The sequence below is a fragment of the Pengzhenrongella phosphoraccumulans genome, from assembly GCF_045689905.1.
Classification (GTDB): domain Bacteria; phylum Actinomycetota; class Actinomycetes; order Actinomycetales; family Cellulomonadaceae; genus Pengzhenrongella; species Pengzhenrongella phosphoraccumulans.
In genome coordinates this window covers 1066102-1092458 of sequence record NZ_CP144210.1, presented here as the reverse complement: position 1 = coordinate 1092458, position 26357 = coordinate 1066102, and the positions used below count along the sequence as shown (strand labels likewise).

Below are 26357 nucleotides of genomic sequence, written 5' to 3'. Positions count from 1 at the left end.
CGCGTGGCGCCGGGGCGCCTCACCCGATCGCGGCCACCGCGCAGAGCGCGGCCGCCACGGCGCCGGCCGCCAGCACCCCGCGGGCGAGGTGGGTCCGCACCGCATCGTCACGCACCGCATCGTCACGCACCGTGTCGCCGCGTGCGGTGCCGCCGTCTGCGAGGTCGACACCGGCTCGCTCGTCCTCCACCGCGCGCTGCCACTCCCGACGCACCCACACCGCGACCGCGCCGGAGCTGCTCGCCAGCGACGCGCTCGACGGCGGCAGCTCCGCGCCGGCCGGCCAGCCGAGCGAGCGCACCTCACCCAGGGTCAGCCGGGTGTCGGTGTGCCGGCCCGAGGCCGGCGCGGCCCAGGCCGTGAACCGGCGACCGTCGGTGGCAACGAGTGTCAGCGCGTACCGGGTCCGCACCTCGGCGAGCGCCGCCCACGGCACTTCGACGTCGCGCACGACGTTGCGCAGCGCGACCCCGGCCCCGGACACCTCGACGGACGGGCGCACCAGCACGGCGTACACGAGCGTGGCCGCCAGGAGCATCCCGGGTGCCTGGCGCGCGAGAGCGATCAGGCCGCCGTCGTGCACCGCGAACCAGGCCCAGGCGAGGGTGATTAAACCCCAGCAGATCGCGGCGGCGATCGCGGACCGCGGACGGAACATGTGACCGGTTGCGCGGGGCGGTGCGGCGGCCATGGCGGCCATGGTGGCACGTCACCCGGGGCGACGGAGGTCGCGAGCGGGGGACCCAGGACCACCGATGCCAAACCGCACTGGTATGACCTGTAAACTTTTGTCATCCCATTGCAAGCAACTGGGCACTCGCACGGGTCCGATCGATCCGTCAGGGCGCCCGACGGTGCTGCCGTTCGGCACACAGGAGGAATTGTGAAGTTCAGGCGCATCGCCGGCCTCGTCGCTTCGGTCACCGTCAGCGCCCTCGCGCTCACGGCCTGCAGCGGCGCCGCGGCCGACAACGGTTCGGGCGACACCTCGGGGGTCGTGCTGGCCAGCGGTAGCGAGCCGCAGCACCCCCTGGTGCCCACCGCGACGAACGAGACCGGCGGTGGCCGGGTCGTGGACCTCCTCTTCGCCGGACTCATCCGCTACGACGCCAAGGGCGCGCCGCACAACGAGGTCGCGCAGTCCATCGAGACGACGGACGCCCAGACCTACACGATCACCTTGAAGCCGGACTGGACGTTCACGAACGGCGACCCCATCACCGCGACGAGCTTCGTGGACGCGTGGAACTACGGCGCGCTGCTCAGCAACGCGCAGCTCTCGAGCTACTTCTTCGAGAGCATCGAAGGTTTCTCCTACGACGCCGACTCCGTGCTCACGGGCCTCACGGTGGTCGACGACGCGACCTTCACGGTCAAGCTGAAGCAGCCCGAGGCCGACTTCCCGCTCCGGCTCGGCTACCCGGCCTTCGCGCCGCTGCCGCAGGTCGCCTACGACGACATGGCGGCCTTCGGCGAGAACCCGATCGGCAACGGCCCGTACAAGTTCGCCAAGGATGGCGCGTGGGAGCACAACGTCGGGATCGACCTCGTGCCGAACACCGACTACCTCGGTGAGCGCGTCGTGGAGAACGCCGGTGTCCGGTTCACCTTCTACGGGACGCCCGACTCCGCCTACAACGACCTGCTGGCCGGCCAGCTCGACGTGCTCGACTCCCTGCCCGACAGCGCGTTCGGCACTTTCGAGTCCGAGCTCGGCGACCGGGCCGTGAACCAGCCCGCCGCGATCTTCATGTCCATCGTGATCCCGCAGTACCTCGAGCACTTCTCGGGCGACGAGGGCATCCTCCGCCGGCAGGCGATCTCGTTCGCGATCAACCGCCCGGAGATCACCGACGCCATCTTCCAGGGCACCCGCACGCCGGCGAGCGACTTCAGCTCGCCGGTCGTGCCGGGCTGGTCGGACTCGATCGTCGGCGCCGAGGTCCTCACGTTCGACGAGAAGAAGGCCCAGGCGCTGTGGGCCCAGGCCGACAAGATGTCGCCCTTCACCGGCTCGTTCACGATCGGCTACAACTCCGACGGCGGTCACGCCACCTGGGTCGACGCGGTCACCAACGGCCTGCGGAACACCCTCGGCATCGAGGCCGAGGGACACCCGTTCCCGACCTTCGCCGAGATGCGCGACGTCGTCGACGCCGGCACCATCACCGGTGCGTTCAGCGGCGGCTGGCAGGCGGACTACCCGTCGCTGTACAACTTCCTCGGGCCGCTTTACGCGACCGACGCCGGCTCGAACGACGGCCGCTACTCGAACCCCGCGTTCGATGCCCTGCTGACGCAGGGGTCGGCGGCCACCTCGGTCGACGAGGCGAACACGTTCTTCGACCAGGCTCAGGAGATCCTGCTGCAGGACCTGCCGGCCATCCCGCTCTGGTACACGAATGTCGTGGGCGGTTCGAGCACCGAGGTCAGCAACGTGGAGTTCGGCTGGAACAGCGTGCCGCTGCTCTACCAGGTCACCAAGAACTGATCCGTCGGCACGACGAGCGCGCGGTCAGCGCCGCGCGACCCAAGAGAGGCCGGACCCCACGGGGTCCGGCCTCTCTCGTCGTGCGAGGGGAGGTTTCGGTCCTGTTTCGGCAGCATTACCAGATGTCGGCAGTTCGTGCACGACCAATGTCCGTATCCGTGCTCATCCGGACGACATTTCGCCCACAGAACCCCTCGATCGTGCGTGCGGAGCCCCAGAGTGCGTCTCACATAGTGGACGGTACTCACCAGTATCAATCGTGTAACGATTCTGCGCTGTGACGTGGTCGCCCCGAATGTCCGGTCCAGGTTCGGTAATCTCTTGGCAACCCATGGTGCACGTGGGTGCTCTCGTGGGCGGGCTCTGCTCTACTCCCGCACGCGGCGGCTGCCACGAGCACCAACCCTTTCAGGAGGAACATTGAAGATCAGGCGCATCGCCGGCTTCGCGGCTTCAGTTGCAGTGGGTGCACTTGTGCTCACCGCCTGCAGCAGCACGCCGAGCGACACCGAGAGCACGACGGCCGCCGGGGGTACCTCGACAGGCATCGTCACGGCGAACAGCAGCGAGCCGCAGAACCCGCTGGTCCCGTCGAACATCAATGAGGTGGGCGGCGGCAAGATCGTCGACCTGGTCTTCGCTGGCCTCGTCTATTACGACGCCAAGGGTGCGGCCCACAACGAGGTCGCCGACTCCATCGAGACCACCGACTCGCAGAACTACACGATCAAGCTGAAGTCGGGCCTGACATTCTCGAACGGTGACCCGGTCACGGCGAAGAGCTTCGTGGACGCCTGGAACTACGGCGCCCTCCTGAGCAACGCCGCGCTCGGCAGCTACTTCTTCGAAGACATCGAGGGCTTCTCCTACGACGTCGACTCCCCGCTCACTGGTCTCGCCGTCGTCGACGACACCACGTTCACGGTCAAGCTCAACGAGGCGCGCGCCGACTTCCCGCTGCGCCTCGGCTACTCGGCGTTCTTCCCGATGCCCGAGGTCGCCTACACGGACATGGCCGCGTTCGGTGAGAACCCGATCGGCAATGGCCCGTACATGCTGGCCAAGGCCGGCGCCTGGCAGCACAACGTCGGGATCGACCTGATCCCGAACCCGAAGTACACCGGTGACCGCACCGCGAAGAACGGTGGCGTCACGTTCACCTTCTACGCGAGCCAGGAAGCCGCGTACAACGACCTGCTCGCCGACCAGCTCGACGTCCTCGACGCCGTCCCGGACAGCGCGTTCGGCACGTTCGAGACCGAGCTCGGTGACCGCGCAGTGAACCAGCCGGCCGCCGTGTTCCAGTCCTTCACGATCCCGCAGAACCTCCCCGGCTTCTCCGGTGAAGAGGGCGCGCTCCGCCGGGCCGCGATCTCGATGGCGATCAACCGTCCCGAGATCACGGACGCCATCTTCCAGGGCACCCGCACCCCGGCCAGCGACTTCACGTCGCCGGTCATCGCCGGCTGGTCCGACAAGATCCCCGGTGCCGAGGTCCTCGCCTACGACGAGGCCAAGGCCAAGGACCTGTGGGCCCAGGCTGACAAGATCGCGCCCTACACCGGCACGTTCACGATCGGCTACAACGCTGACGGTGGCCACCAGGCCTGGGTCGACGCTGTGACCAACAGCATCAAGAACACGCTGGGCATCGCGGCCGAGGGCAACCCGTACCCCGACTTCAAGTCCTTCCGCGACGACGTCACCAAGCGGACCATCACCGGTGCCTTCCGCACCGGCTGGCAGGCGGACTACCCGGGGCTGTTCAACTTCCTCGGCCCGATCTACGCGACCGGCGCCAGCTCGAACGACGGCGACTACACGAACCCCGAGTTCGACGCCCTGCTGAAGAAGGGCTCGACGGCCGCCACGGTCGACGACGCCAACAAGATCTTCCAGCAGGCTCAGGAGATCCTGTTCAAGGACCTCCCGGCCATCCCGCTGTGGTACTCGAACGTGACGGGTGGTTCGGCCAAGACGGTGGACAACGTCGAGTTCGGCTGGAACAGCGTCCCGCTGTACTACCAGATCACGAAGAACTGACGTAGAACACGCAGTCTGGGGGTGGGGACCTGACCGGGTTCCCGCCCCCATCTGTGTCCGGCAAGTGGAACAACCCGCGTTTCTCGGTCTAGAGTGACGCGCCGCCGGGTGAACGTTTCCCGAACATTTACCCCTACGAGAAGGAGACCTGATGGCCTGGTACATCGGGCGCAGGGTCTTGCAGATGGTCCCCGTGTTTCTGGGGGCGACGCTGCTCATCTACGCCATGGTCTTCCTGCTGCCCGGCGATCCCGTGCAGGCGCTGGGAGGCGATCGGGGCCTGAACCCCGCAGTCGCCGATCAGATCCGGGCGCAGTTCAACCTGGACAAGCCGTTCTTCATCCAGTACCTGCTGTACCTCAAGGGCATCCTCACGCTGGACTTCGGCACGACCTTCTCGGGTCGCCCGGTCTTCGACGTCATGGCGGGCGCGTTCCCCGTGACCTTCCAGCTCGCGATCATGGCCGTCTTCATCGAGGGCGTCTTCGGGATCGCGCTCGGCCTGGTGGCCGGGCTGCGCAAGGGCGGCTACTTCGACGCGACGCTCCTGCTCGTCAGCCTCTTCGTGATCGCGATGCCGACGTTCGTGATCGGCTTCCTCTTCCAGTTCGTGGTCGGGGTCAAGCTTCAGTGGCTCCCGCCGACCGTCGGCGGCGACGTGTCGTTCCAGACGCTGCTCATGCCGGCCATCGTGCTCGGTGCGGTGTCGTTCGCCTACGTCCTGCGGCTCACGCGGACGTCGGTCGCGGAGAACCTGACGGCGGACTTCGTGCGCACCGCGACCGCGAAGGGCCTGTCCCACCGCCGCGTCGTCACCGTGCACGTGCTGCGCAACTCGCTGATCCCGGTGGTGACGTTCCTCGGGGCGGACCTCGGCGGGCTCATGGCGGGCGCGATCGTGACCGAGGGGATCTTCAACATCCCCGGCGTCGGCTCGCTCGTCTACAAGGCGATCCAGCAGGGCCAGGCGCCCACGGTCGTCTCTGTGGTCACCGTTCTCGTCATTGTCTTCATCGTGGCCAACCTCTTGGTCGATCTGCTCTACGCGGCCCTGGATCCGAGGATTCGATATGCCTGAACCCACTCGCCCCCACCAGGGCCACTTCTTCGCGGACCTCGATCAGACCCCGCTCGGGCTCGTCGACCTGGTCGACGAGTCGGCCGCGCCCGCGAGCCTGTGGGCCGAGGCGTGGCGCGACGTGCGCCACCGGCCGCTGTTCTGGTTCTCGGCCGCGCTCATCGTGCTGGTGCTCGCCGTCTCGGCGTTCCCCCAGCTCTTCTCCTCGCTCGACCCGCGGGACTGCTTCCTCAAGTTCAGCTACGACCCGCCCAGCGCGGGCCACCCGTTCGGGTTCGACCGGCAGGGGTGCGACATCTACTCGCGCACCATCTACGGGGCTCGCGCGTCCGTCACCGTCGGTGTGCTCACCACGCTCGCGGTCGTCCTGATCGGGTCCGTCGTCGGTGCGTTCGCCGGGTTCTACGGCGGCTGGTTCGACTCGCTGCTGTCGCGCGTCACGGACATCTTCTTCGCGATCCCGCTCGTGCTGGCCGCCATCGTCGTCATCCAGATGTACGACACGGTCACGGTCTACACGATCACCGTGGTGCTGGCCGTCTTCGGCTGGCCACAGATCGCCCGGATCACCCGCGGCGCCGTGATGGGCGTCAAGAACGAGGACTACATCACGGCCGCGAAGGCGCTCGGCTCGTCGCGCCTGGCGACCCTGGCCCGCCACGTCATGCCGAACTCCGCCGCGCCCATCATCGTGACGGCCACGGTCTCGCTCGGGATCTTCATCGTCGCCGAGGCGACGCTGTCCTTCCTCGGGATCGGGCTTCCGCAGACGATCGTCTCGTGGGGTGGCGACATCAACAAGGCGCAGTCGGCGCTCCGCAGCCAGCCGTCCGTGCTGTTCTACCCGGCCGGGGCGCTCGCCCTCACGGTGCTCAGCTTCATCATGATGGGCGACGTCGTGCGCGACGCCCTGGACCCGAAGGCGCGCAAGCGATGAGCCAGACCCTCCCCACCGACCCGCCGGTCGTCGACGACGCGGACGGGTCCGGCGACACGCCGCTGCTGAAGATCCGCGACCTCGAGGTCTCCTTCACCAGCACCACGGGCGTCATCCAGGCCGTGCGCGGGGTCGACCTCACGATCTACCCCGGCCAGACCGTCGCGATCGTCGGCGAGTCCGGCTCGGGCAAGTCGACCACCGCGCACGCGATCATCGACCTGCTCCCCGGCACCGGCAAGGTGACGGCCGGCTCGATCCTGTTCGACGGCACCGAGATCACGACGGCCTCCGACAAGGAGATCGTCGCGCTGCGTGGCAAGGCCATCGGGCTCGTGCCGCAGGACCCGATGTCCAACTTGAACCCGGTCTGGAAGATCGGGTACCAGGTCAAGGAGGCCCTCAAGGCGAACGGCATCGCCAAGGGCTCCGCTGCGGACAAGCGCGTCACCGAGCTGCTCGAGGAGGCCGGCCTGCCCGACGCCGCCCGGCGCGCCAAGCAGTACCCGCACGAGTTCTCGGGCGGGATGCGCCAGCGCGCGCTCATCGCGATCGCCCTGGCGGCCCGGCCCAAGCTGCTGATCGCGGACGAGCCGACGTCGGCCCTGGACGTCACCGTGCAGCGCCAGATCCTCGATCACCTCGCGCACCTCACCGAGGAGCTCGGCACGGCGGTGCTGTTCATCACGCACGACCTCGGCCTGGCCGCCGAGCGTGCCGAGCACCTCGTGGTCATGTACCGCGGCAAGGTCGTCGAGTCCGGTCCGGCCGCCCAGATCCTCTCGGCGCCCCGGCACCCGTACACGCAGCGGCTCGTGGCCTCGGCTCCGTCGCTGGCGTCGCGGCGCATCCAGAGCGCCAAGGCGGCCGGGGTCAAGGCCACGGAGCTGTTGGCCCCGACCGGTGGCGACGGCGTGAGCGCCGCTCGCCCCGACATCATCGTCGTGGAGAACCTCACGAAGGTCTTCAAGCTGCGCGGCGGGCGTCCCGGTACGGCCAAGGAGTTCAAGGCCGTCGACGACGTGTCGTTCTCGATCAAGCGCGGCACGACCATGGCGCTCGTGGGGGAGTCGGGCTCGGGCAAGTCGACCGTCGCGAACATCATGCTCAACCTCATCGACCCCACCTCGGGGAAGATCCACTTCGAGGGCACCGACCTCAGCACGCTGGACAAGAAGCAGCTGTTCGCGTTCCGGCGTCGGGTCCAGCCGATCTTCCAGGACCCGTACGGCTCCCTGGACCCGATGTACTCGATCTTCCGCACGATCGAGGAGCCGTTGCGCACCCACCGGGTGGGCGACCGCAAGTCGCGCCTGCAGAAGGTACGCGACCTGCTCGACATGGTCTCGCTGCCGCAGTCCACGATGCGCCGGTTCCCGAACGAGCTGTCCGGTGGTCAGCGTCAGCGGGTCGCGATCGCGCGGGCCCTGGCGCTCGAGCCCGACGTGATCGTGTGCGACGAGGCCGTCTCGGCGCTCGACGTGCTGGTCCAGGCGCAGATCCTGACGTTGCTCAACGACCTGCAGGCCGAGCTCGGGCTGACCTACCTGTTCATCACCCACGACCTCGCGGTCGTGCGCCAGGTCGCCGACCAGGTGTGCGTGATGAAGTCGGGCCAGATCGTCGAGGCCTCCACGACCGACGACGTCTTCGACCACCCGCGCGAGGAGTACACGCAGGAGCTGCTCGCGGCGATCCCCGGCGCGAAGCTTTCGTTCTGAGCTCGACCCGGATCGACCTTCTTCTACCCGCTGACCTGGGGTTCTGTCCCACGGTTCAGTGACGACCGAGCCCCGTCTCGACGACGAGACGGGGCCGATCGGGCGTGCCCGGCCACCGCCGGGCCGTCGAGAAGGTAGAATTGTCGGCGCGCCCCACGACGCGGCGCTCCCTATCTTTGAAACGAGTACTCATGTCTGTGCGCTCCGACCTGCGCAACGTCGCCATCGTCGCCCATGTCGACCACGGCAAGACCACGTTGGTGGACGCCATGCTCAAGCAGTCGGGCGCCTTCGCGGCGCACGACGCCCACGCCTCTGAGCGGTCGATGGACTCCGGTGACCTTGAGCGCGAGAAGGGCATCACGATCCTCGCGAAGAACACCGCCGTGCGTTACACCGGTCCTGCCGCCGCCGTTCACGGCCACCCCGAGGGCATCACGATCAATGTGATCGACACCCCGGGGCACGCCGACTTCGGTGGCGAGGTCGAGCGTGGCCTGTCCATGGTGGACGGCGTCGTGCTGCTCGTCGACGCGAGCGAGGGCCCGCTGCCGCAGACGCGCTTCGTGCTCCGCAAGGCGCTCGAGGCCAAGCTTCCCGTGATCCTCCTGGTCAACAAGGTCGACCGGCCCGACGCGCGCATCACCGAGGTCGTCGCCGAGACGACCGACCTGCTGCTCGGGCTCGCGAGCGACCTGCACGACGAGGTCCCGGACCTCGACCTCGACGCGATCCTCGACATGCCGGTCGTCTACGCCGCCGCGAAGACGGGGCGCGCCTCGCTGCTCCAGCCCGTCGACGGCACGCAGCCCGACACCGAGAACCTCGAGGCCCTGTTCCAGGTCATCCTCGAGAAGATCCCGGCCCCGACCTACACCGAGGGCGCGCCGCTCCAGGCGCACGTCACCAACCTCGACGCCTCGCCGTTCCTCGGCCGCCTCGCGCTGCTCCGCGTGTTCAACGGGACCATCCGCAAGGGCCAGACCGTCGCCTGGGCGCGTCACGACGGCACGATCCAGAACGTCAAGATCACCGAGCTTCTCGAGACCAAGGCGCTCGACCGCGTCCCGACCGAGTCCGCGGGCCCCGGCGACATCGTCGCGGTGGCCGGCATCGCCGACATCACCATCGGTGAGACCCTGACGGACCCGGACGACCCGCGGCCGCTGCCGCTGATCAAGGTCGACGACCCGGCCATCTCGATGACCATCGGCATCAACACCTCGCCGCTCGCCGGCCGGGGTGGCAAGGGCCACAAGGTCACCGCGCGCCAGGTCAAGGACCGTCTCGACCGCGAGCTCGTCGGTAACGTCTCGCTCAACGTGCTCCCGACCGAACGTCCCGACGCGTGGGAGGTCCAGGGCCGCGGCGAGCTTGCGCTGGCCATCCTCGTCGAGCAGATGCGGCGCGAGGGCTTCGAGCTCACCGTCGGCAAGCCCCAGGTCGTCACCAAGCGGATCGACGGCAAGGTGCACGAGCCGATGGAGCGCATGACGATCGACGTCCCCGAGGAGTACCTCGGCGCGGTCACCCAGCTCCTCGCGATCCGCAAGGGCCGCATGGAGACGATGTCGAACCACGGCACCGGCTGGGTCCGCATGGAGTTCAAGATCCCCGCGCGCGGCCTCATCGGCTTCCGCACCACGTTCCTCACGGACACCCGCGGCACCGGCATCGCGTCTTCGATCGGTGAGGGCCACGAGCCCTGGGCCGGTCCGATCGAGACCCGCATCAACGGGTCCCTCGTCGCCGACCGTTCGGGTGTCGTCACGCCGTTCGCGATGATCAACCTGCAGGAGCGCGGGTCGTTCTTCGTCGACCCGACGCAGGTCGTCTACGAGGGCATGATCGTCGGCGAGAACTCGCGCAACGAGGACATGGACGTCAACATCACCAAGGAGAAGAAGCTCACGAACATGCGCGCTGCAGCTAGCGACACGTTCGAGAACCTCACCCCGCCGCGTCACCTCACGCTCGAGGAGTCCCTCGAGTTCGCCCGCGAGGACGAGTGCGTCGAGGTCACCCCCGACGTCGTTCGCCTGCGCAAGGTCATCCTCGACCAGTCCGAGCGTGGCCGCGTTTTCGCGAAGGCGAAGCGCGCCTGATCGGGTTCGAGGCAGAGCGTTGCGGCCGTCCGTGGTTCCGGTGCACCGGGAGACCGCGGGCGGCCGTTCGCCGTCCGGCGGCCTGCTCGCGGTCCACGCGCATCCCGACGACGAGACGCTCGCGACCGGGGGCCTGCTCGCGACCTGGGCCGATGCCGGTCGCCCCGTCACGGTCGTGACCTGCACACGCGGTGAGCTCGGCGAGGTCATCGGGACCGCGCTGGCGCATCTCGAGGGCGACGGCCCGGCGCTCGCCGCCCACCGGGAGCGCGAGCTCGCGGGGGCGCTGGCGGCGCTCGGCGTCACCGATCACGTCTTCCTCGACGCGGTGCCCGATGGCGTCTTCCTCGACGCGGTGCCCGATGGCGTCGTCCTCGACGCGGTGCCCGACGGCGTCGCCCCCGACGCGGTGCCCGACGGCGATCTGCCAGGCCCGCCCGCGCGGTTCTCCGACTCCGGCATGGCCTGGGCCGGGATCGGGCGTGCCGGGCGGGTCGCCGACCTGCCCGACGGCGCCTTCGTCGCCGTTCCGCTCGATGCCGCGGCCCGCCGGCTCGCGCGCGTGATCCGGGAGCGTCGGCCCGACGTCGTCGTGACGTACGAGCCCGGCGGCGGGTACGGGCACCCGGACCACGTGCGCGCGCACGACGTGACGATCCGGGCGCTCGAGCTCGCGCGGGACGCCGAGCTCGACCTCGGTGGCCCGGCCCACGTCCCGGGCGCGGTGCTGGTCGCCGTCGTGCCCGCCGACGCGTTGCGCGCCGCCTACCGCGCGCTGCCCGAGCTCCCGGCCGTTGCCGCCCTCCGCGCGCGGGACCCGCAGTTCACGCTGCCCGACCCGGACGGACCGCTGCCGTCCGTCGCGGTGGCAGCCACCGAGGTGGACGTGGTCGTCGACGTGGCGCCCGTTCTCCATCGCCTCGCCGCGGCCCTGGCGGCGCACGCCACGCAGGTGCGCTCGATCGCGCTCGACGCCGATCGGGTCGCGCACGCCGTCGCTGCGGGCCGCCTCGGGGACCGCACGGGCGCCGTCGTCGGCTGCTACGCCCTGAGCAACGACGTGCTCCTACCCGTGCTGAGCACCGAGAGCTACCGGCGCGTGCCCGGCGCCGGCGCCGGGTCCACGCCTGAGCACCTGACCTGGCCCGACGCGGTGCACCCGGTAGCGTGAGCGCAATGTCCGGTGTGCCGACGAATACTGGTTCGAGAACGAGGAATGGACACGTGCGCAGGCTCACCCGCTGGTTCGGTGCCCTTCTGCTGGGGGGTCTCGTGGGCGCGGCCGGCACGGCGCTGCACCGAGCCTTCACGCCCTGGGGGGTCGTCGGGTGCCTCGTGCTCGTGCTCGTGGCGGCGGTGCTCGCCCGGGCGTGGGTCAAGATGCCCGGACTCGCCTCGTTCGGGATCGGCTGGGTCGCCGTGGTGCAGGTCCTGTCGCTCACCGGTCCCGGGGGCGACGTCCTGATCCCCGCGGGGCAGGCGATCGGGTACGTCTGGATCGTCGGCGGGATGCTCATGATCGCCGTCGCGGCCTTCGCCCCTCGCCGGTGGTTCGCCGAGGCACCGGCCGTGACCACGGGGCCGTTCGAGCCGCAGGGCGAGTCCGAGCACCGGTCGCCGGCCACGATCGACTCCGACGCGTGAGCCCGATCCTGGCCGACCCGGACGAGTTTCGCGCCGCGATCGGACGGCTGGCCGCCGGCATCGTGGTCGTGACGCTGCGGTGGCGTGACGTCGACTACGCGATGACGGCGAGCGCGGTGGCCTCGGTCTCGCTCGAGCCGCCGCTGGTGCTGTTCTGCGTCCACCAGGACGCGCGGTTCCGCGAGGCGCTCGACCACACCGACCTCTGGGCGTTCAGCGTGCTGTCCGACACCGCCGGCCCCGTCGCCGACTGGCTCGCCTCGCCGGGGCGGCCCACGATCGGACAGCTCGAGCGCGTCCCGCACAGCTTCGGGGTGCGGTCGGGTGCGGTGCTGGTCGACGACGCCGCGGCCTGGTTCGAGTGCCAGACCGCGGCGATCCATCGAGCGGGGGACCACGACATCGTGGTCGGAACCGTGCTCACCGCGAAACAGGGCCCGCCGGCGGCCGGTGCCCTCGTGCACCTGCGCGGCCGGATCCGGCCCGCGTCCTGATCGAGGCGTCCTGCTCCCCGGCCGGTCCGGGTTGGCCCGACGACCGCACGCCTAGAATTACCCCGCAGCGGGGGGCCCGTTGGAACTGGTGACGAAGGATGACCCGATGGTGAAGAAGACCGGTAGCGACGCGCACGCGCGCGAGGACGAGGCCGCGCAGGCCCACGTGCCGGAACAGGGCGGCGCGGCAGGTGGCGCGTTCGCCATGCGGTTCGCGCCGGTCACCCCGGTCGTGCCGACACCGCCCGAGGGCGAGGCCACTGCGGACGCGGGCGACGCCAACGCGACCGAGCCGCCGTCGGCCTCCCCGCTCGCGATCTTCGAGGACGATGTCCCCCGCCGCCGCTGGCCACGCGTGCTCCTGACCGTCGCCGGGGTCGTGGTCGTGCTCGGCGGGGCGTACGTCGGCACGTCCTGGGCTCTCGCGGACCGGGTCCCGCGCGGGACCACCGTCGCCGGCGTGGAGATCGGCGGGCTCGACGCCGCCACCGCCGCCACGACGCTCGAGAAGGGGCTGGCCGACGTCTCGGCCGAGCCGATCCCGCTCGTCGCCGGCGAGATCAGCACGACTCTCGTGCCGTCCGACGCGGGCCTGGCGCTCGACGCGGGCGCGACCGTGCGGGAGCTGACCGGGTTCGACCTGCAGCCCGCGCGCCTGTGGCACCACATCTTCGGGGCGGGCGAGCAGCCGCCCGTCACCACGGTCGACGACAAGGCGCTCACGGCAGCGGTCGAGACCGTCGCCGGTGCGCTGGTCACGGCGCCGGTCGACGCGCAGGTCGTCTTCGCGGACGGCCAACCGCACGCGACCGAGGCAGCCGACGGGCTGGAGGTCGACGCCGCCGCCGCGGCGGACGTGCTGCGGTCCACCTGGCTCACCGCGGCTCGACCGCTGGCGCTGCCCACCCGCGTCGTCGGGCCGGACATCACGCAGGACGAGGCCGAGTCTGTGCTCACCACGCTCGCCAAGCCGCTCGCGCGGGCGCCGATCGCCGTCGCGGTCGCCGACCAGACCGTCGAGCTGCCGGCCGACGTCGTGACGTCGCTCGCCACGTTCGTCGCCAAGGACTCCGACCTCGTGCTCGAGCTGGACGGACCGGGCCTCGTCGGGGAGATCGTCAAGCGCACGACCAACCTGTTCACGCCGTCGGCCGACGCGTCCTTCGCGTTCACCGACGGGGTGCCGGCGATCGTCCCGGGCATCCCGGGGACCACGCTCGACCCGGTGGCGCTGTCCAGCGCGATCGCCGCTGCGGCCGTCTCGGACGACCGCACGGCGCGCATGGAGCTCGTCGCGACCGATCCCGCCCAGTCGACGGAGAAGCTGCAGGCCCTGGGCATCACCGAGCTCGTCTCGGAGTTCTCGACCCCGCTGACGAACGAGCCGTTGCGGACCGAGAACCTCGCGACCGGGGCCGGCAAGGTCACCGGCACGCTCGTGCTGCCCGGTGCGACCTTCAGCCTGACCGAGGCCCTGGGCCCGGTCACGGCGGCCGCCGGTTTCAACCAGGCGGGGGTGATCGTCAATGGCGAGCACGTCAAGGGCATCGGCGGCGGGCTGTCGCAGATGTCGACGACGACGTTCAACGCCGCCTACCTCGCCGGATTCGAGGATGTGGCGCACACGCCGCACTCGGAGTGGTTCACCCGGTACCCCGAGGGGCGCGAAGCGACCATCTACATCGGGTCGATCGACATGAAGTTCAAGAACACCTCGCCGTACGGCGCGTTGCTGCGCTCCTGGATCGAGGGCGGGCGCCTGCACGTGGCGATCTGGGGGACCAAGTACTGGACCGTCGAGACCAGCACGAGCGGACGCTCGGGGGTCGTGACGCCCAGCACGGTGCACTCGAGCTCGCCGACCTGCGTGTCGCAGTCGGCGGGCAACCCCGGCTTCTCGGTCACCGTGAGCCGCACGTTGTCGCTCAACGGCGAGGTCAAGGAGACGACCAAGCGGACCACGCGGTACAAGCCGCAGAACGCGATCATCTGCGACGCGCCGACTCCGTAGCCGGTCAGCGGCGCTCGCGCCGGACCGGTGCGGGCGGGATCGGCTTGCCGATCGCGATCTCCGCGGCCGGTACCCGGACGGGGCCGGTGCGGGTGGCGATCTGGACGCCGTCGTCGTCCACGGTGAGAAGGTCGCCGAGGACGTCGGAGTACCCGCCCTCGGCCAGCCGGCGCCGCACGATCACGCGGGTCCCGACGGCCCACGCGCGCCAGATCGGCACGTCATTCGCAGGCATGGCGCTCGTCACGTGGGCCGGGTCTGCTGGATGTGCGTCATTTGGTGGATACTAGAACCCCGGTGCCGATCGAGGCGCATCCGATCGGACGGGCCCCACAGGAGGATCGAACGTGACGTATGTGATCGCCCAGCCTTGCGTAGATGTCAAAGACAAGGGCTGCATCGAGGAGTGCCCCGTCGACTGCATCTACGAGGGAAAACGGTCGCTCTACATCCACCCCGACGAGTGCGTGGACTGTGGTGCGTGCGAACCGGTCTGCCCGGTCGAGGCCATCTACTACGAGGACGACGTCCCGGAGCAGTGGAGCGAGTACTACAAGGCGAACGTCGAGTTCTTCGACGACCTCGGCTCCCCGGGCGGCGCCGCGAAGATGGGCATGATCGCCAAGGATCACCCGATCATCGCCACGCTCCCGCTCCAGGTGGTCAGCGAGTAGGACGGACGTGAGCCAGCCGAGCGTCGTGCTGACCACGGCACCGCGCGTGGCGATCGCCGCCTGATGGGCCTGGCGACCGGCGCGCTACCCCAGTTCCCGTGGGACACCCTCGTGCCGTTCGCCACGATCGCGCGCGGGCATCCCCGCGGGATCGTCGACCTGTCGGTCGGCACGCCGGTCGACCCGACCCCGGTCGTCGTCCGGGACGCGCTGAGGGCCGCGGCCAACTCGCCGGGCTACCCGACCACGCACGGAACCCTCGCGCTGCGCGAGGCCGTCGTGGCGTGGTTCGCGCGCCGGCGAGGAGTGCCCGGCCTCGATCCCGTGGCCGTGCTGCCCACGGTCGGCTCGAAGGAGCTCGTCGCCCTGCTGCCGTCCCTGCTCGGGCTCGGCGCCGGGGACGTCGTCGTCCATCCCCGCACCGCCTACCCGACGTACGACGTCGGCGCGCGCCTCGCCGGGGCGACGCCCTTGCCGGCCGACGACGTCGAGGCCTGGGCGGGCGCGAACGTCCGGCTCGTGTGGCTCAACTCGCCCGGGAACCCGGACGGGACCGTGCGCTCGGTCGACCAGCTCCGCGCGGTGGTCGACGCGGCCCGGGCCGTCGGCGCGGTCGTGGCGTCGGACGAGTGCTACGCCGAGCTCGCCTGGGAGGAGCCGTGGGCCAGTCAGGGCGTGCCGAGCCTGCTCGACCCGCGCGTGACCGGTGGCGACCTGACCGGGTTGCTCGCCGTCTACTCGTTGTCCAAGCAGTCGAACCTCGCGGGCTACCGCGCGGCGTTCGTCGCCGGTGATCCGGTGCTCATCGCCGGGCTGCTGGAGACCCGCAAGCACGCGGGGATGATCGTGCCCGGCCCGGTCCAGGCGGCGATGACCGTCGCGCTCGGCGACGATGCGCACGTGGCCGCCCAGCGCGAGGTGTACCGCGCGCGCCGCGCCCTGTTGCGCTCAGGTCTCGATGCTGCCGGCCTAGAGGTCGACGGGTCGCAAGCAGGGTTGTACCTGTGGGCCCGACCCGCCGGAGCCCCCCAGGACTGCTGGACGACCGTCGCCGACCTCGCCGCGCTGGGGATCCTCGCGGCGCCGGGCGCGTTCTACGGCGCGGCGGCGGCCGGCCACGTGCGCCTCGCCCTGACCGCCTCCGACGAGCGGATCGCGGAGGCCGCAGCGCGCCTGGGCGGGAACTGACGCAAGGTCCCGTTTTCGCCCGATCCGGGTGTGACCCTCGTCACTCGGTGCGAGCACAATTGGGGCGTCCGGAAATCGTTGCGAGTCCCCGGGCGCGGGTAACGTGTGCCGTTCGCGAGCCGCTGACGGCCGCGACTCACGGCTGACCTCGGTCGCCGCCATCATTCTTTCCCCGGTGCGCGAGCAGGTCGCGTGCGGGGATGCAAGGAGGATCGCATGTCCGATGCACTCGCCGAGCCCGGCCACCTCACCGTCGCCGGGAACACGCTCGAGCTCCCGCTCGTCCGCGCAACCCAGGGCAACAACGGCATCGTCGTCTCCTCGTTGCTCAAGGAGACCGGCCTCGTCACGGTCGACCCGGGGTTCATGAACACCGCGTCCTGCGACTCCGACATCACCTACATCGACGGCGACGCCGGGATCTTGCGCTATCGCGGCTACCCCATCGAGCAGCTGGCCGAGAAGTCCTCGTTCCTCGAGGTCGCCTACCTGCTCATCCACGGCGAGCTGCCGACCCCGAGCGAGCTCGACGCGTTCATGGAGCGGGTCAACCGGCACACGTTGGTGCACGAGGACTTCCGGACGTTCATGGGCACGTTCCCGCGCAACGGGCACCCGATGGCGGTCATGTCGTCCGCCGTGAACGCGCTGTCGACGTTCTACCCGGAGTCGCTCGACCCGTTCGACCCCCAGACGGTCGAGCTCGCCACGGTGCTGATCCTGGCCAAGACCCGGACCATCACCTCGTACCTGCACCGCAGCGCCGTGGGGGAGCCCCTGCTGTACCCGGACTACTCGCGCGGTTACGTCGAGGACTTCCTGCGGATGACGTTCGCGGTGCCGTACCAGCAGTACGAGCCCGACCCGACGACCGTCGCGACGCTCGACCAGCTGCTCATCCTGCACGCGGACCACGAGCAGAACTGCTCGACGTCGACCGTGCGGCTGGTCGGTTCGAGCCACGCCAACCTGTACGCGTCGGTCGCGGCCGGCATCAACGCGCTGTCGGGCCCGCTGCACGGCGGTGCGAACGAGGCCGTGCTCAAGATGCTCACCGAGATCAAGGCGGGCGGCGGTGACGCGAGCGCGTTCATGAGTCGCGTCAAGAGCAAGGACCAGGGGGTCCGGCTCATGGGCTTCGGCCACCGGGTCTACAAGAACTACGACCCGCGCGCCGCCATCGTCAAGAAGAGCGCGCACGCCGTGCTGGAGAAGCTCGGCAAGCACGACGAGCTGCTCGACATCGCGATGAACCTCGAGGAGATCGCGCTCAACGACGACTACTTCACCGAGCGCAAGCTCTACCCGAACGTCGACTTCTACACCGGCCTGATCTACAAGGCGCTGGGGTTCTCGGACCAGATGTTCACGCCGTTGTTCGTGCTCGGGCGCATGCCCGGCTGGATCGCGCAGTGGCGCGAGATGATGAGCGACCCCACCACGAAGATCGGCCGCCCGCGCCAGATCTACACGGGCTCCGTCGAGCGGGACTACGTGCCGGTCGACGCGCGCTGACCCGCTACTGCTGGGCGAGGGTGAGCTGGACCTCGCCGGCCGGGATCGGGTCGGTGCCCGACGGCGACCAGGTGGGTTCGGCGCGGGACCAGACCTGATCGGCGACCGCCACGGCGTCGATCTGGAGGCCGTGCGCCACCGCGACCGACCAGTTCGCCAGGGACCAGGCGCGCCGCGCGTCGTCGTCGCCCGCGCCGGTGCCCAGCGCGCCGGCGTCCAGGGTGACGAGGCCGTCCGCCCCCGGGGTCACGGGCACGTCGCCGTGGTCGCGGGCGACCCGCGCCGCCACGACCGGGGCCGAGCCGGCCGCATCGGCGGCGTGGAGCTCGCAGGTCACGGCCGCGGGGGTGTAGCCCGTGAGCGCGGACGCCCAGGCGCGGGCCTGCGGCTCGTGCTGGGCGTAGGCCTCCGGGAAGCCGGATCGCTGGACCTCTTGCGCGGCTTCGGTGATCGGTAGCTGCTCGTAGCCGGCGACCTTGCTCAGCGCGTCGAAGAATGCGTTCGTCGCGAAGACGGGGTCGAGGATCTGCTCGACCGTGCCCCACCCCTGGGACGGGCGCTGCTGGAACAGGCCGACGGAGTCCCGGTCGCCGTGGTCGATGTTCAACAGCTTCGACTCCTGCAGCGCGGTCGCGATCCCGATGGTCGCCGCGCGCGCCGGCATCCCGCGACGGACCGACACCGCCGCGACGAGCGCGGCATTGTCCGCCTGCGCGGTGCTGAGGTACCAGCTCGTGCCGTCGGACAGGGCGGCGCACCGCTCCGTGAGCACGGTGGTGCCGCTGAAGCGGTCGAGCACGACGACCACCGCGGTCACCGCGAGCCCGAGCGTGACGAGCAGGGCGACGGCAGCGCGCCAGGGTCGACGACGGCGACGGGACATCCCGGCGTCAGTGCCGGTGCAGGGCGGCGTTGAGCTCGACGCCGACCCCGGACCGGGCCACGGCCTCGACGCCGCCGGTCAACGAGTTGCGGCGGAAGAGCACGCTGTCGGCGCCCGACAGCTCACGGGCCTTGACGACCTGCCCCGCGAGCGGGCCGCCGTCGTCGTCCAGGAAGCCGACGAGGGTGACCTTGGTGCCGGCCGTGATGTAGAGGCCTGCCTCGACCACGCAGTCGTCGCCGAGCTGGATGCCGAGCCCGGCGTTCGCGCCGAGCAGGGAGCGCCGACCGATCGAGACGACCTCCCGGCCGCCCCCGGAGAGCGTGCCCATGATCGAGGCGCCACCGCCGATGTCGCTGCCGTCGCCGACGACGACCCCCGAGGAGATCCGACCCTCGACCATCGAGACGCCCAGGGTGCCGGCGTTGAAGTTGACGAACCCCTCGTGCATCACGGTGGTGCCCGGGGCGAGGTGCGCGCCGAGCCGCACGCGGTCGGCGTCGGCGATGCGTACGCCCGTGGGCAGCACGTAGTCGACCATCCGGGGGAACCGGTCGACGCCGTAGACCGTGACCGGCGTCCCGGTCGCGAGGCGCAGGCGGAGCCGCGTCGCCTCGAAGCCGTCGACCGCGCACGCGCCGCGGTCCGTCCAGACGACGTTCTCGAGCTTCGCGAAGATCCCGTCGAGGTTCAGGCCGTGCGGCACGACCAGGCGGTGCGAGAGCAGGTGCAGGCGCAGGTAGGCATCGGCGGCATCGAGGGGCGCGGCGTCCACGTCGATGACCGTGCGCACGATGGCGGTGGTGACTCCTCGGGCGGGATCCTCACCTGCGAGGGCGTCCAGGCCGAGGGGCGGCGCCGCGTCGATCGGGGGCGCGCCGAGCGCGGGGGCGGGGTACCAGACGTCGAGGACCGTCGGTGCATCGACCGGGACGCCGCCGACTGTGGTGTCGGCGGTGGTGCCGACTGTGGTGGCGCTGGTGGTGGTACCGCTGGAGGCGGTCATCGTGGCCAGGCCGAAACCCCAGGCGGTGCGCGGACTCATGGGTCCTACCATAATCGGCGGCGGCGGCCCCCCTCGTGCGCGGGCGTCAACGTCGCCACCGCGCGGGCTTCGGCGTGAGCCCCGCCTGAGCTTGTGCGCGCGCACCGGCGCGGGCCGGGGATACCCGATCCGTCCGCGCGGAGCATGGGGAGAATGGGGAGAATGGGGCCAGTGCGGCTGGGGGGATCCGCGGTGGTCCCCGCCGCCCCCGTGCGCAACCTGCTCCGCGCCGATGGGCGGCGCCGGGCGCGGAATGGCAGCGCGCCGCTTGGAGCTGTGGGGGGGTGGACGGGCAGGGTCGGGGTGCAGGGGGATCGGTAGGGTCGGGAGGGTGCCTCTGACTCCCGTGCTGGACCCGACCGGTGACCTGCTCACGCTCACGCGTGCCCTGTGCGACATCCCGTCGGTGAGTGGCGACGAGTCCGCGATCGCCGACGCGGTCGCCGCAGCCCTGCGCCCCTACGCCCACCTCGAGATCCTGCGCGACGGCGACTGCGTCGTGGCGCGCACGCAGCTGGGCCGCGCGGAGCGGGTCGTCGTCGCGGGGCACCTCGACACCGTGCCGATCGCGGCCAACCTGCCGACGACCGTGGTCGGCGAGGGCCCCGACGCCGTCGTGTGGGGCCGGGGGACGGTCGACATGAAAGGCGGCGTGGCGATCCAGGTCGCCCTGGCGGCCACGCTCACGGCCCCGACCCGCGACGTGACCTGGGTGTTCTACGACCACGAGGAGGTCGAGGCCTCGCTCAGCGGTCTCGGCCGGATCGCCCGGAACCACCCGGACTGGCTCGCCGCGGACTTCGCCGTCCTCGGCGAGCCGAGCAACGCCGGCATCGAGGGGGGCTGCAACGGCACGCTGCGGGTCGAGGTGCGCGTACCGGGGGTGGCGGCGCACTCGGCGCGCTCCTGGATGGGGGTCAACGCCATCCACGGCGCAGGCGAGGTGCTGCGTCGGCTTGCCGAGTACGCGCCCCGCGAGGTCGAGGTCGACTCGCTGGTCTACCGCGAGGGCATGAGTGCCGTCGCGATCCGCGGCGGCGTGGCCGGCAACGTGGTGCCCGACGAGTGCGTGGTCACGGTCAACTACCGGTTCGCCCCGAGCATGTCGGTTGCGGACGCCGAGGCGCACGTCCGCGACCTGTTCGACGGCTTCGAGGTGACGCTCACCGATGCGTCGGCCGGTGCCCGTCCGGGGCTCGACGACCCCGCCGCGGCCGACTTCGCCGCCGTCGCCCTGGCGTTCACCGGCGGGGTCCCCGCCCCGAAGTTCGGCTGGACGGACGTCGCACGGTTCGCCGAGCTCGGCATCCCTGCGGTGAACTTCGGCCCCGGCGACCCGCTCCTGGCGCACAAGGACGACGAGCGCTGTGTGGTCGCCCAGATCCAGCTGTGCCACGACGCGCTGCAATCCTGGCTCACCTCCTGAGCGCACCTCCTAGAGTCAAGGGATGACGAGCGACGAGGGCGTGCCCACCCCGGGGAGCGGACGCCGCAGGGGCCCGGTGCTGCTGCGCCGCGGCCAGATCCCCACGACCACGGCCGACCAGCGCCTGCTGGCGGCGCCAGGGCAGGGCGCGAGCTGGCTGCACGAGGACCCGTGGCGGGTCATGCGCATCCAGAGCGAGCTCGTCGAGGGCTTCGGCGCGCTCGCGGAGATCGGTCCGGCGATGAGCGTGTTCGGATCGGCCCGGGTCGCACCCGGCCACCCCGAGTACGTGCTGGCGGAGCGGGTTGGGCAGCGGTTGGCGGAGGCCGGCTACGCCGTCATCACCGGCGGCGGGCCCGGCGTGATGGAGGCCGCCAACAAGGGCGCGAACGAGGCCGGCGGGCTGTCCATCGGGCTCGGCATCGAGCTGCCGTTCGAGCAGGGGATGAACCCGTGGGTCGACCTCGGGGTCAACTTCCGCTACTTCTTCGCCCGCAAGCTGATGTTCGTCAAGTACGCGCAGGGCTTCATCGTGCTGCCGGGCGGGTTCGGGACGTTCGACGAGCTCTCCGAGGCGCTCACCCTGGTCCAGACCCACAAGGTGACTGAGTTCCCGATCGTGCTCGTGGGCTCCGACTACTGGCGCGGGCTGCTGGACTGGCTCGGCGGCCCGGTCCGCGACCGCGGCATGATCGGGCCCCACGACCTCGACCTGATCACTGTGGTCGACGATCCCGACGAGGCGGTCGCGCACGTCGTCGAGCGCGACGAGCAGCTGCGGGCCGCCCAGGAGAAGGCCGTCGCCGAGGCCGCCCTCGCCCAGCACGCCGCCTCGGTCCACCCGGCCGAGGAGGCATGACGCGCCCGACCGGCGTCCCGACGCCCGGCTCGCCCGTCCACCTGCGCGGGCGGACGTTCGGGGTGGACCACCCGGTCGTGATGGCGATCGTCAACCTGACCCCCGACTCGTTCTACGCTCCCGCACGCCACGCGTCCGCCGACGCCGCCGCCGAGGCGGTCGCCCGGGCCGCGGACGAGGGCGCCGACATCGTCGACATCGGCGGGATCCGGGCCGGCCGCGGCCCCCGGGTCGACGCGGCCGACGAGGTGCGGCGGGTGGTCCCGCTGGTCGAGCTCGTACGCTCGCGCCATCCCGACCTCCTCATCAGCGTGGACACCTGGCGCGCCGAGGTCGCCCAGGCCGCCGCGCGCGCCGGCGCCGACCTCATCAACGACACCTGGGCCGGTCACGACCCGCACCTCATGGAGGTCGCCGCGGCCGAGGGCGTCGGCGTCGTCTGCTCGCACACCGGCGGCGCCCTTCCGCGGACGGACCCGTTCCGGGTCGCGTACCCCCGTCGCCTGCCGCCCATGCCCATGCCCGACGGCGACCGGGACCGCGACCCTCGCGACGGGGTCGTCGACGACGTCCTGGCGACGCTGACCGCGGCGGCGGCGCGCGCGGTATCGCTCGGGATCGATCCCCGCTCGGTTCTCGTGGACCCCACGCACGACTTCGGCAAGAACACCTGGCACTCGCTGCACCTGGTCCGCCGGACCGCGGCGCTCGCCGGGCTCGGCTACCCCGTGCTCATGGCGCTCTCGCGCAAGGACTTCGTCGGCGAGAGCCTTGACCTCCCCGTCGACGAGCGGCTCGAGGGGACCCTCGCCGCCACGGCGGTGGCCGCCTGGCTCGGCGCCCGGGTCTTCCGGACGCACGATGTCCGTGCCACGCGCCGCACGCTCGACATGATCGCCGCGATCCGGGGCGACGCAGCTCCAGCCCGGGCCGTGCGCGGGCTCGCGTGACCGGTCCGGCACCCGTGCGCGCGGGGGCCCAGCCCGGGCCGGGCGCGGCCCGGTCTCGCGCCGCCTGGCTCCGCCCGGCCGATTGGCGGTGGTGGGTGCAGGTGCTCACCGTGTTCGCCGCGGCGCGCCTGGTCAGCGCGGTGATCCTCATGGTCGTCGCGCAGGCGCAGGTGGCGAACGTGTGGACCCCGGCGTCCCCGTCGTACTTCGAGTACACGGGCCTGATGTGGGACGCGAGCTGGTACCGCCAGATCGCGGAGAACGGGTACCCGGCCGAGCTGCCGATCGGCGCGACCGGCTCGGTCGAGCAGAACGTCTGGGCGTTCTACCCGCTCTTCCCGTTCCTGGTCCGTGGGGTCATGGCGGTCACCGGCGCGCCCTGGCTGGTGGCCGCGCCGCTGCTCGCGCTCGTCGCCGGCGCGGCCGCGATGCTCGTGATCTACCGGGTCGTCGAGGTCGGCGCCCCCCGGGCCGTGGTGGCGCGGCCGGGCCTGCCGCTCGCGACGGTCACGCTGGTCGCGTTCTTCCCGACGGCGGTCGTGCTCCAGGTCGCCTACACCGAGTCGCTCGCGCTCCTGCTGATCGCCAGCGCTCTGCTCCTGATCGTCCGACGGCGGTACCTGCTCGCGATGCCGGTCGTGCTCGCCCTGGGGCTCACGCGCGCGGTGGCGCTGCCGATGGCGGTCGTCGTGCTCGTGCATGCGGTCTCCCGCTGGCGGGCGAGCCGCCAGACCGTCCACCCGGCCGACCCGGCCGACCCGGCCGACCCGGCCGACCCAACCGATCCGGTCGATCCGGCCGTTCCTGCGGCGCCGCGCCGGGACGTCCTGCGCCGGCGCGACGTCGTCGGGCTCGGCGGGCTGCTCGCGGCCGCTGCGGTCTCGGGGGTCGCCTGGCAGGTCATCTGCGGTGCGGTGACCGGCGTGCCCGACGGCTACCTCCAGACGCAGGCGGCCTGGCGGGCCCGGCCCGACGTCGTTCCCGTGGTGCCGTGGGTGGACATCTCCCGGTGGCTGTTCGGGGGCTGGGGTCTGGTCGTGCTCGTGGCCGTGCTCGCCGGGTTCGTCGCGCTGCTCGTGTGCCCGCCGGCCCGCCGGCTCGGTCCCGAGCTGCTGGCCTGGCCCGCCGCCTACCTCGCCTACCTCGTCGGTGTGGCGGAGCCGGGGACGAGTCTCGCGCGGTTCCTCCTGCTCGCCTTCCCGTTCGCGGCCGTGACGGCGGGGATGGTGCGATCAAGCAAGGGACGCCAACGGTTCTGGCTCGCGGCGATCGTCGTCGTGATGGTGTTGTGCCAGGTCGGCTGGGTGTGGGCGCTGTGGCGCCTGACCCCTCCGTCGGGGTGGCCACCGTGAGTTCGACACGCTCCGGGTGTCGGTGTGACCTAGAATGGTTCCGGACATCCAAGCCGTCTTCCTCGTGGCGCTCCTGATACCGGGCGCGCGTGGTGCGGTGCGGTCAAGAACCAACGAAGGAGATCGACGACATGGCCGCCATGAAGCCGCGGACTGGTGACGGCCCGCTCGAGGTCACCAAGGAGGGCCGCGGCTTCGTCATGCGCGTGCCGCTCGAAGGCGGGGGCCGACTTGTCGTCGAGCTCAACGCCACGGAGGCCCAGGCGCTCGGCGATGCGCTGACGTCGGTCGTCAGCTGACCCGTTGGCTGGTCGCGGCACTACCTCGCGTTCCAAGGCGCCGGTCGGGCGCATCCTTCCTGCAGTGACCACCGCGCGCGGTGGCGTGTCGACCTCGATTCTTCTCGGGTTCGACGACGCCGCCGCGCTCGCGGTGCCCGTTGCGCCGCCCGCCAGCGGTGAGACCGAGGTCCAGCCCCGGACCGGGACCGCGGACGCGGCCGCCCGGTACGGCATCGATCTCGGTGACCTCGCCGAGCGTGCCGGGCTGACGGGCGCTCCGGGCGAGGCCTGGACGCTGCACCTGCCGCGCCGGTTGCTCGCTTCGGGTCCCGAACTCCCCTGGGAGCACCTGCCCGCCCGACTGATCCTCGTCGGGGTCGGTGACGGTTCTCCGCAGGCGCTGCGCCGCGCCGGTGCTGCGCTCGCGCGGCAGACGCGGGGGCTCGGCCGGGTCGTCACCACGCTGGGTTCCGAGGGTGGTCCGCAGGCACCCGAGGCCGTCCGTGCGCTCATCGAGGGCTACCTGCTCGCGTCCTACCAGCTGCCCACCCAGGCCACCGGCACCCCGGCGAAGAGCCCTGCGACCGAGCTCGTGCTCCTCGGGCGGCACGGCGAGCGGGTCGAGTCGGCGATCCTCGACGCGACCGTCGCGGCCCGAGCGACCTGGCTCGTTCGCGACCTCACGAACACGCCGTCGAGCACGAAGAACCCGCCGTGGCTCGCGCAGCGCGCGGTCGACCTGGCCGGACCGCTCGGCCTCGACGTCCGCGTGCTCGGGGTCCCCGAGCTCGCCGCGCAGGGCTTCGGCGGGATCCTCGCCGTCGGGTCCGGTTCGGTCAGCGAGCCCCGCCTCGTCGTCGTCAGCTATCGCCCGGCGAACGAGACCGGAAAGCACGTCGTCGTCGTCGGCAAGGGCATCACGTTCGACACCGGCGGGATCTCGATCAAGCAGCGCGAGGCCATGGTCACGATGAAGACCGACATGGCCGGTTCAGCCGTCGCGCTCGCGACGGTGCTTGCCGCCGCCGAGCTGGGGCTCGCGCACCGCGTGACCGCCGTGCTCCCGCTCGCCGAGAACCACTTCGGTGGCTCGTCCTACCGACCGGGCGACGTCGTGACGATGCGCAGCGGGCGCACGGTCGAGGTCGCCAACACGGATGCCGAGGGCCGGATGGTGCTCGCCGACGCGCTCGCGTTCGCCGATGCGGAGCTCGACCCGGACATCCTCATCGACGTCGCCACGCTCACCGGGGCGGCCAGCATCGGCCTCGGCAAGCAGCACGGCGCGCTGTTCTCGGACGATGCGTCGCTCGTCGCCGGGCTCGAGGCGGCCGCGTCGGTCGCCGGCGAACCCGTCTGGCACATGCCGCTCGTCGAGGAGTACAGCGCTGCGGTCCGGTCGGACATCGCGGACCTGCGCCAGGTGCCGGACCACTGGAAGGGGGCGGGCTCGATCACCGCTGCGCTCTTCCTGCGGGAGTTCGTCGGCCGTCGTCGCTGGGCCCACCTGGACATCGCCGGCCCGGCGCGCACGACGTCGGACAAGCATGAGATCACCGAGGGCGCGACCGGGTACGGCGTGCGCCTGCTGCTGCGCTACCTCGAGTCGCTGCGCTGATCGGGCGCTGGGCTGATCAGGCGCTGCTGCGGGACCTGCGGG

At 71.2% G+C, this 26357-nt stretch carries 23 protein-coding genes; 19 read left to right on the top strand and 4 right to left on the bottom strand.

Features of this window, described 5'->3' with window-relative positions; all coding sequences use genetic code 11:
- Window positions 1–19: 19 nt before the first annotated feature.
- The gene (locus VTA80_RS05165) at window positions 20–691 is read right to left on the bottom strand and encodes a PH domain-containing protein (RefSeq protein WP_407344332.1); all 672 of its coding nucleotides are present in this window, start codon (window positions 689–691) and stop codon (window positions 20–22) included.
- A gap of 192 nt (window positions 692–883) precedes the next feature.
- On the opposite strand from VTA80_RS05165, the gene VTA80_RS05160 reads away from it, so the two are divergent.
- From VTA80_RS05160 to VTA80_RS05115, 10 genes are all read left to right on the top strand, one after another.
- Window positions 884–2491: an ABC transporter substrate-binding protein gene (locus VTA80_RS05160; RefSeq protein ID WP_407344331.1), complete on the top strand. Its 1608-nt coding sequence runs from the start codon at window positions 884–886 to the stop codon at window positions 2489–2491.
- 420 nt (window positions 2492–2911) lie between these two features.
- The gene (locus VTA80_RS05155) at window positions 2912–4534 is read left to right on the top strand and encodes an ABC transporter substrate-binding protein (protein WP_407344330.1); all 1623 of its coding nucleotides are present in this window, start codon (window positions 2912–2914) and stop codon (window positions 4532–4534) included.
- Window positions 4535–4685: 151 nt separating this feature from the next.
- Entirely contained in the window at window positions 4686–5612 is a 927-nt protein-coding gene (locus tag VTA80_RS05150) for an ABC transporter permease (protein ID WP_407344329.1), read from the top strand.
- Complete coding sequence (locus tag VTA80_RS05145; RefSeq protein ID WP_407344328.1) at window positions 5605–6549, top strand: ABC transporter permease; 945 nt, start codon at window positions 5605–5607, stop codon at window positions 6547–6549. The genes VTA80_RS05150 and VTA80_RS05145 overlap by 8 nt, the downstream gene beginning before the upstream one ends.
- The gene (locus tag VTA80_RS05140; protein WP_407344327.1) at window positions 6546–8270 is read left to right on the top strand and encodes a dipeptide ABC transporter ATP-binding protein; all 1725 of its coding nucleotides are present in this window, start codon (window positions 6546–6548) and stop codon (window positions 8268–8270) included. Before VTA80_RS05145 ends, VTA80_RS05140 begins: the two co-directional genes overlap by 4 nt.
- Window positions 8271–8461: 191 nt before the next feature.
- Window positions 8462–10375, top strand: a complete 1914-nt coding sequence (gene typA / locus VTA80_RS05135; RefSeq protein ID WP_407344326.1) for a translational GTPase TypA — start codon at window positions 8462–8464, stop codon at window positions 10373–10375.
- Window positions 10376–10415: 40 nt separating this feature from the next.
- Window positions 10416–11546: a PIG-L family deacetylase gene (locus tag VTA80_RS05130; RefSeq protein ID WP_407344325.1), complete on the top strand. Its 1131-nt coding sequence runs from the start codon at window positions 10416–10418 to the stop codon at window positions 11544–11546.
- 53 nt (window positions 11547–11599) lie between these two features.
- A complete protein-coding gene (locus VTA80_RS05125) occupies window positions 11600–12019 on the top strand; it encodes a DUF6113 family protein (RefSeq protein WP_407344324.1) in 420 nt (139 codons plus the stop codon).
- Window positions 12016–12513 (top strand): flavin reductase family protein, encoded by a 498-nt coding sequence (locus tag VTA80_RS05120; protein ID WP_407344323.1) that lies wholly within the window; start codon window positions 12016–12018, stop codon window positions 12511–12513. The genes VTA80_RS05125 and VTA80_RS05120 overlap by 4 nt, the downstream gene beginning before the upstream one ends.
- A 106-nt stretch (window positions 12514–12619) precedes the next feature.
- A complete protein-coding gene (locus tag VTA80_RS05115; RefSeq protein ID WP_407344322.1) occupies window positions 12620–14524 on the top strand; it encodes a VanW family protein in 1905 nt (634 codons plus the stop codon).
- Between the two features lie 4 nt (window positions 14525–14528).
- On the opposite strand, the gene VTA80_RS05110 is transcribed toward VTA80_RS05115, so the two are convergent.
- Complete coding sequence (locus VTA80_RS05110) at window positions 14529–14759, bottom strand: hypothetical protein (RefSeq protein WP_407344321.1); 231 nt, start codon at window positions 14757–14759, stop codon at window positions 14529–14531.
- Between the two features lie 112 nt (window positions 14760–14871).
- On the opposite strand from VTA80_RS05110, the gene fdxA reads away from it, so the two are divergent.
- From fdxA to VTA80_RS05095, 3 genes are all read left to right on the top strand, one after another.
- Window positions 14872–15198 (top strand): ferredoxin, encoded by a 327-nt coding sequence (fdxA, locus tag VTA80_RS05105; protein ID WP_407344320.1) that lies wholly within the window; start codon window positions 14872–14874, stop codon window positions 15196–15198.
- 63 nt (window positions 15199–15261) lie between these two features.
- Window positions 15262–16386 carry a succinyldiaminopimelate transaminase gene (gene dapC, locus VTA80_RS05100; RefSeq protein ID WP_407344319.1) on the top strand — a complete coding sequence of 375 codons (1125 nt, stop codon included), beginning with the start codon at window positions 15262–15264 and terminating at the stop codon, window positions 16384–16386.
- A gap of 216 nt (window positions 16387–16602) precedes the next feature.
- Window positions 16603–17901 carry a citrate synthase gene (locus VTA80_RS05095; RefSeq protein ID WP_407344318.1) on the top strand — a complete coding sequence of 433 codons (1299 nt, stop codon included), beginning with the start codon at window positions 16603–16605 and terminating at the stop codon, window positions 17899–17901.
- Between the two features lie 4 nt (window positions 17902–17905).
- On the opposite strand, the gene VTA80_RS05090 is transcribed toward VTA80_RS05095, so the two are convergent.
- Window positions 17906–18784, bottom strand: coding sequence for a hypothetical protein (locus VTA80_RS05090; protein ID WP_407344317.1), 879 nt, complete (start codon window positions 18782–18784; stop codon window positions 17906–17908).
- Between the two features lie 7 nt (window positions 18785–18791).
- Entirely contained in the window at window positions 18792–19829 is a 1038-nt protein-coding gene (dapD, locus tag VTA80_RS05085; RefSeq protein WP_407344316.1) for a 2,3,4,5-tetrahydropyridine-2,6-dicarboxylate N-succinyltransferase, read from the bottom strand.
- 331 nt (window positions 19830–20160) lie between these two features.
- Here dapD and dapE point away from each other — a divergent pair, with 331 nt between their 5' ends.
- The 6 genes from dapE to VTA80_RS05055 all read left to right on the top strand — a co-directional run bounded on the left by dapE (window position 20161) and on the right by VTA80_RS05055 (window position 26315).
- A complete protein-coding gene (gene dapE / locus VTA80_RS05080; protein WP_407344315.1) occupies window positions 20161–21255 on the top strand; it encodes a succinyl-diaminopimelate desuccinylase in 1095 nt (364 codons plus the stop codon).
- A 22-nt stretch (window positions 21256–21277) separates the two neighbouring features.
- A complete protein-coding gene (locus VTA80_RS05075) occupies window positions 21278–22114 on the top strand; it encodes a TIGR00730 family Rossman fold protein (protein ID WP_407344314.1) in 837 nt (278 codons plus the stop codon).
- Window positions 22111–23064: a dihydropteroate synthase gene (gene folP / locus VTA80_RS05070; protein WP_407344313.1), complete on the top strand. Its 954-nt coding sequence runs from the start codon at window positions 22111–22113 to the stop codon at window positions 23062–23064. Before VTA80_RS05075 ends, folP begins: the two co-directional genes overlap by 4 nt.
- Window positions 23061–24416 (top strand): hypothetical protein, encoded by a 1356-nt coding sequence (locus VTA80_RS05065; protein ID WP_407344312.1) that lies wholly within the window; start codon window positions 23061–23063, stop codon window positions 24414–24416. Before folP ends, VTA80_RS05065 begins: the two co-directional genes overlap by 4 nt.
- A 131-nt stretch (window positions 24417–24547) precedes the next feature.
- The gene (locus tag VTA80_RS05060; protein ID WP_130101640.1) at window positions 24548–24715 is read left to right on the top strand and encodes a DUF3117 domain-containing protein; all 168 of its coding nucleotides are present in this window, start codon (window positions 24548–24550) and stop codon (window positions 24713–24715) included.
- A gap of 64 nt (window positions 24716–24779) precedes the next feature.
- Entirely contained in the window at window positions 24780–26315 is a 1536-nt protein-coding gene (locus tag VTA80_RS05055) for a leucyl aminopeptidase family protein (protein ID WP_407344311.1), read from the top strand.
- The last annotated feature ends 42 nt before the right edge of the window (window positions 26316–26357 follow it).

Bases quoted from the DNA above. Each gene is read 5' to 3' on its own strand.
- VTA80_RS05165 (WP_407344332.1), bottom strand. From the start codon at position 691: ATGGCCGCCGCACCGCCCCGCGCAACCGGTCACATGTTCCGTCCGCGG.
- VTA80_RS05150 (WP_407344329.1), top strand. From the start codon at position 4,686: ATGGCCTGGTACATCGGGCGCAGGGTCTTGCAGATGGTCCCCGTGTTT.
- VTA80_RS05145 (WP_407344328.1), top strand. From the start codon at position 5,605: ATGCCTGAACCCACTCGCCCCCACCAGGGCCACTTCTTCGCGGACCTC.
- VTA80_RS05140 (WP_407344327.1), top strand. From the start codon at position 6,546: ATGAGCCAGACCCTCCCCACCGACCCGCCGGTCGTCGACGACGCGGAC.
- typA (WP_407344326.1), top strand. From the start codon at position 8,462: ATGTCTGTGCGCTCCGACCTGCGCAACGTCGCCATCGTCGCCCATGTC.
- VTA80_RS05115 (WP_407344322.1), top strand. From the start codon at position 12,620: ATGGTGAAGAAGACCGGTAGCGACGCGCACGCGCGCGAGGACGAGGCC.
- VTA80_RS05110 (WP_407344321.1), bottom strand. From the start codon at position 14,759: ATGCCTGCGAATGACGTGCCGATCTGGCGCGCGTGGGCCGTCGGGACC.
- dapC (WP_407344319.1), top strand. From the start codon at position 15,262: ATGGGCCTGGCGACCGGCGCGCTACCCCAGTTCCCGTGGGACACCCTC.
- VTA80_RS05095 (WP_407344318.1), top strand. From the start codon at position 16,603: ATGTCCGATGCACTCGCCGAGCCCGGCCACCTCACCGTCGCCGGGAAC.
- VTA80_RS05090 (WP_407344317.1), bottom strand. From the start codon at position 18,784: ATGTCCCGTCGCCGTCGTCGACCCTGGCGCGCTGCCGTCGCCCTGCTC.
- dapD (WP_407344316.1), bottom strand. From the start codon at position 19,829: ATGAGTCCGCGCACCGCCTGGGGTTTCGGCCTGGCCACGATGACCGCC.
- VTA80_RS05075 (WP_407344314.1), top strand. From the start codon at position 21,278: ATGACGAGCGACGAGGGCGTGCCCACCCCGGGGAGCGGACGCCGCAGG.
- folP (WP_407344313.1), top strand. From the start codon at position 22,111: ATGACGCGCCCGACCGGCGTCCCGACGCCCGGCTCGCCCGTCCACCTG.
- VTA80_RS05060 (WP_130101640.1), top strand. From the start codon at position 24,548: ATGGCCGCCATGAAGCCGCGGACTGGTGACGGCCCGCTCGAGGTCACC.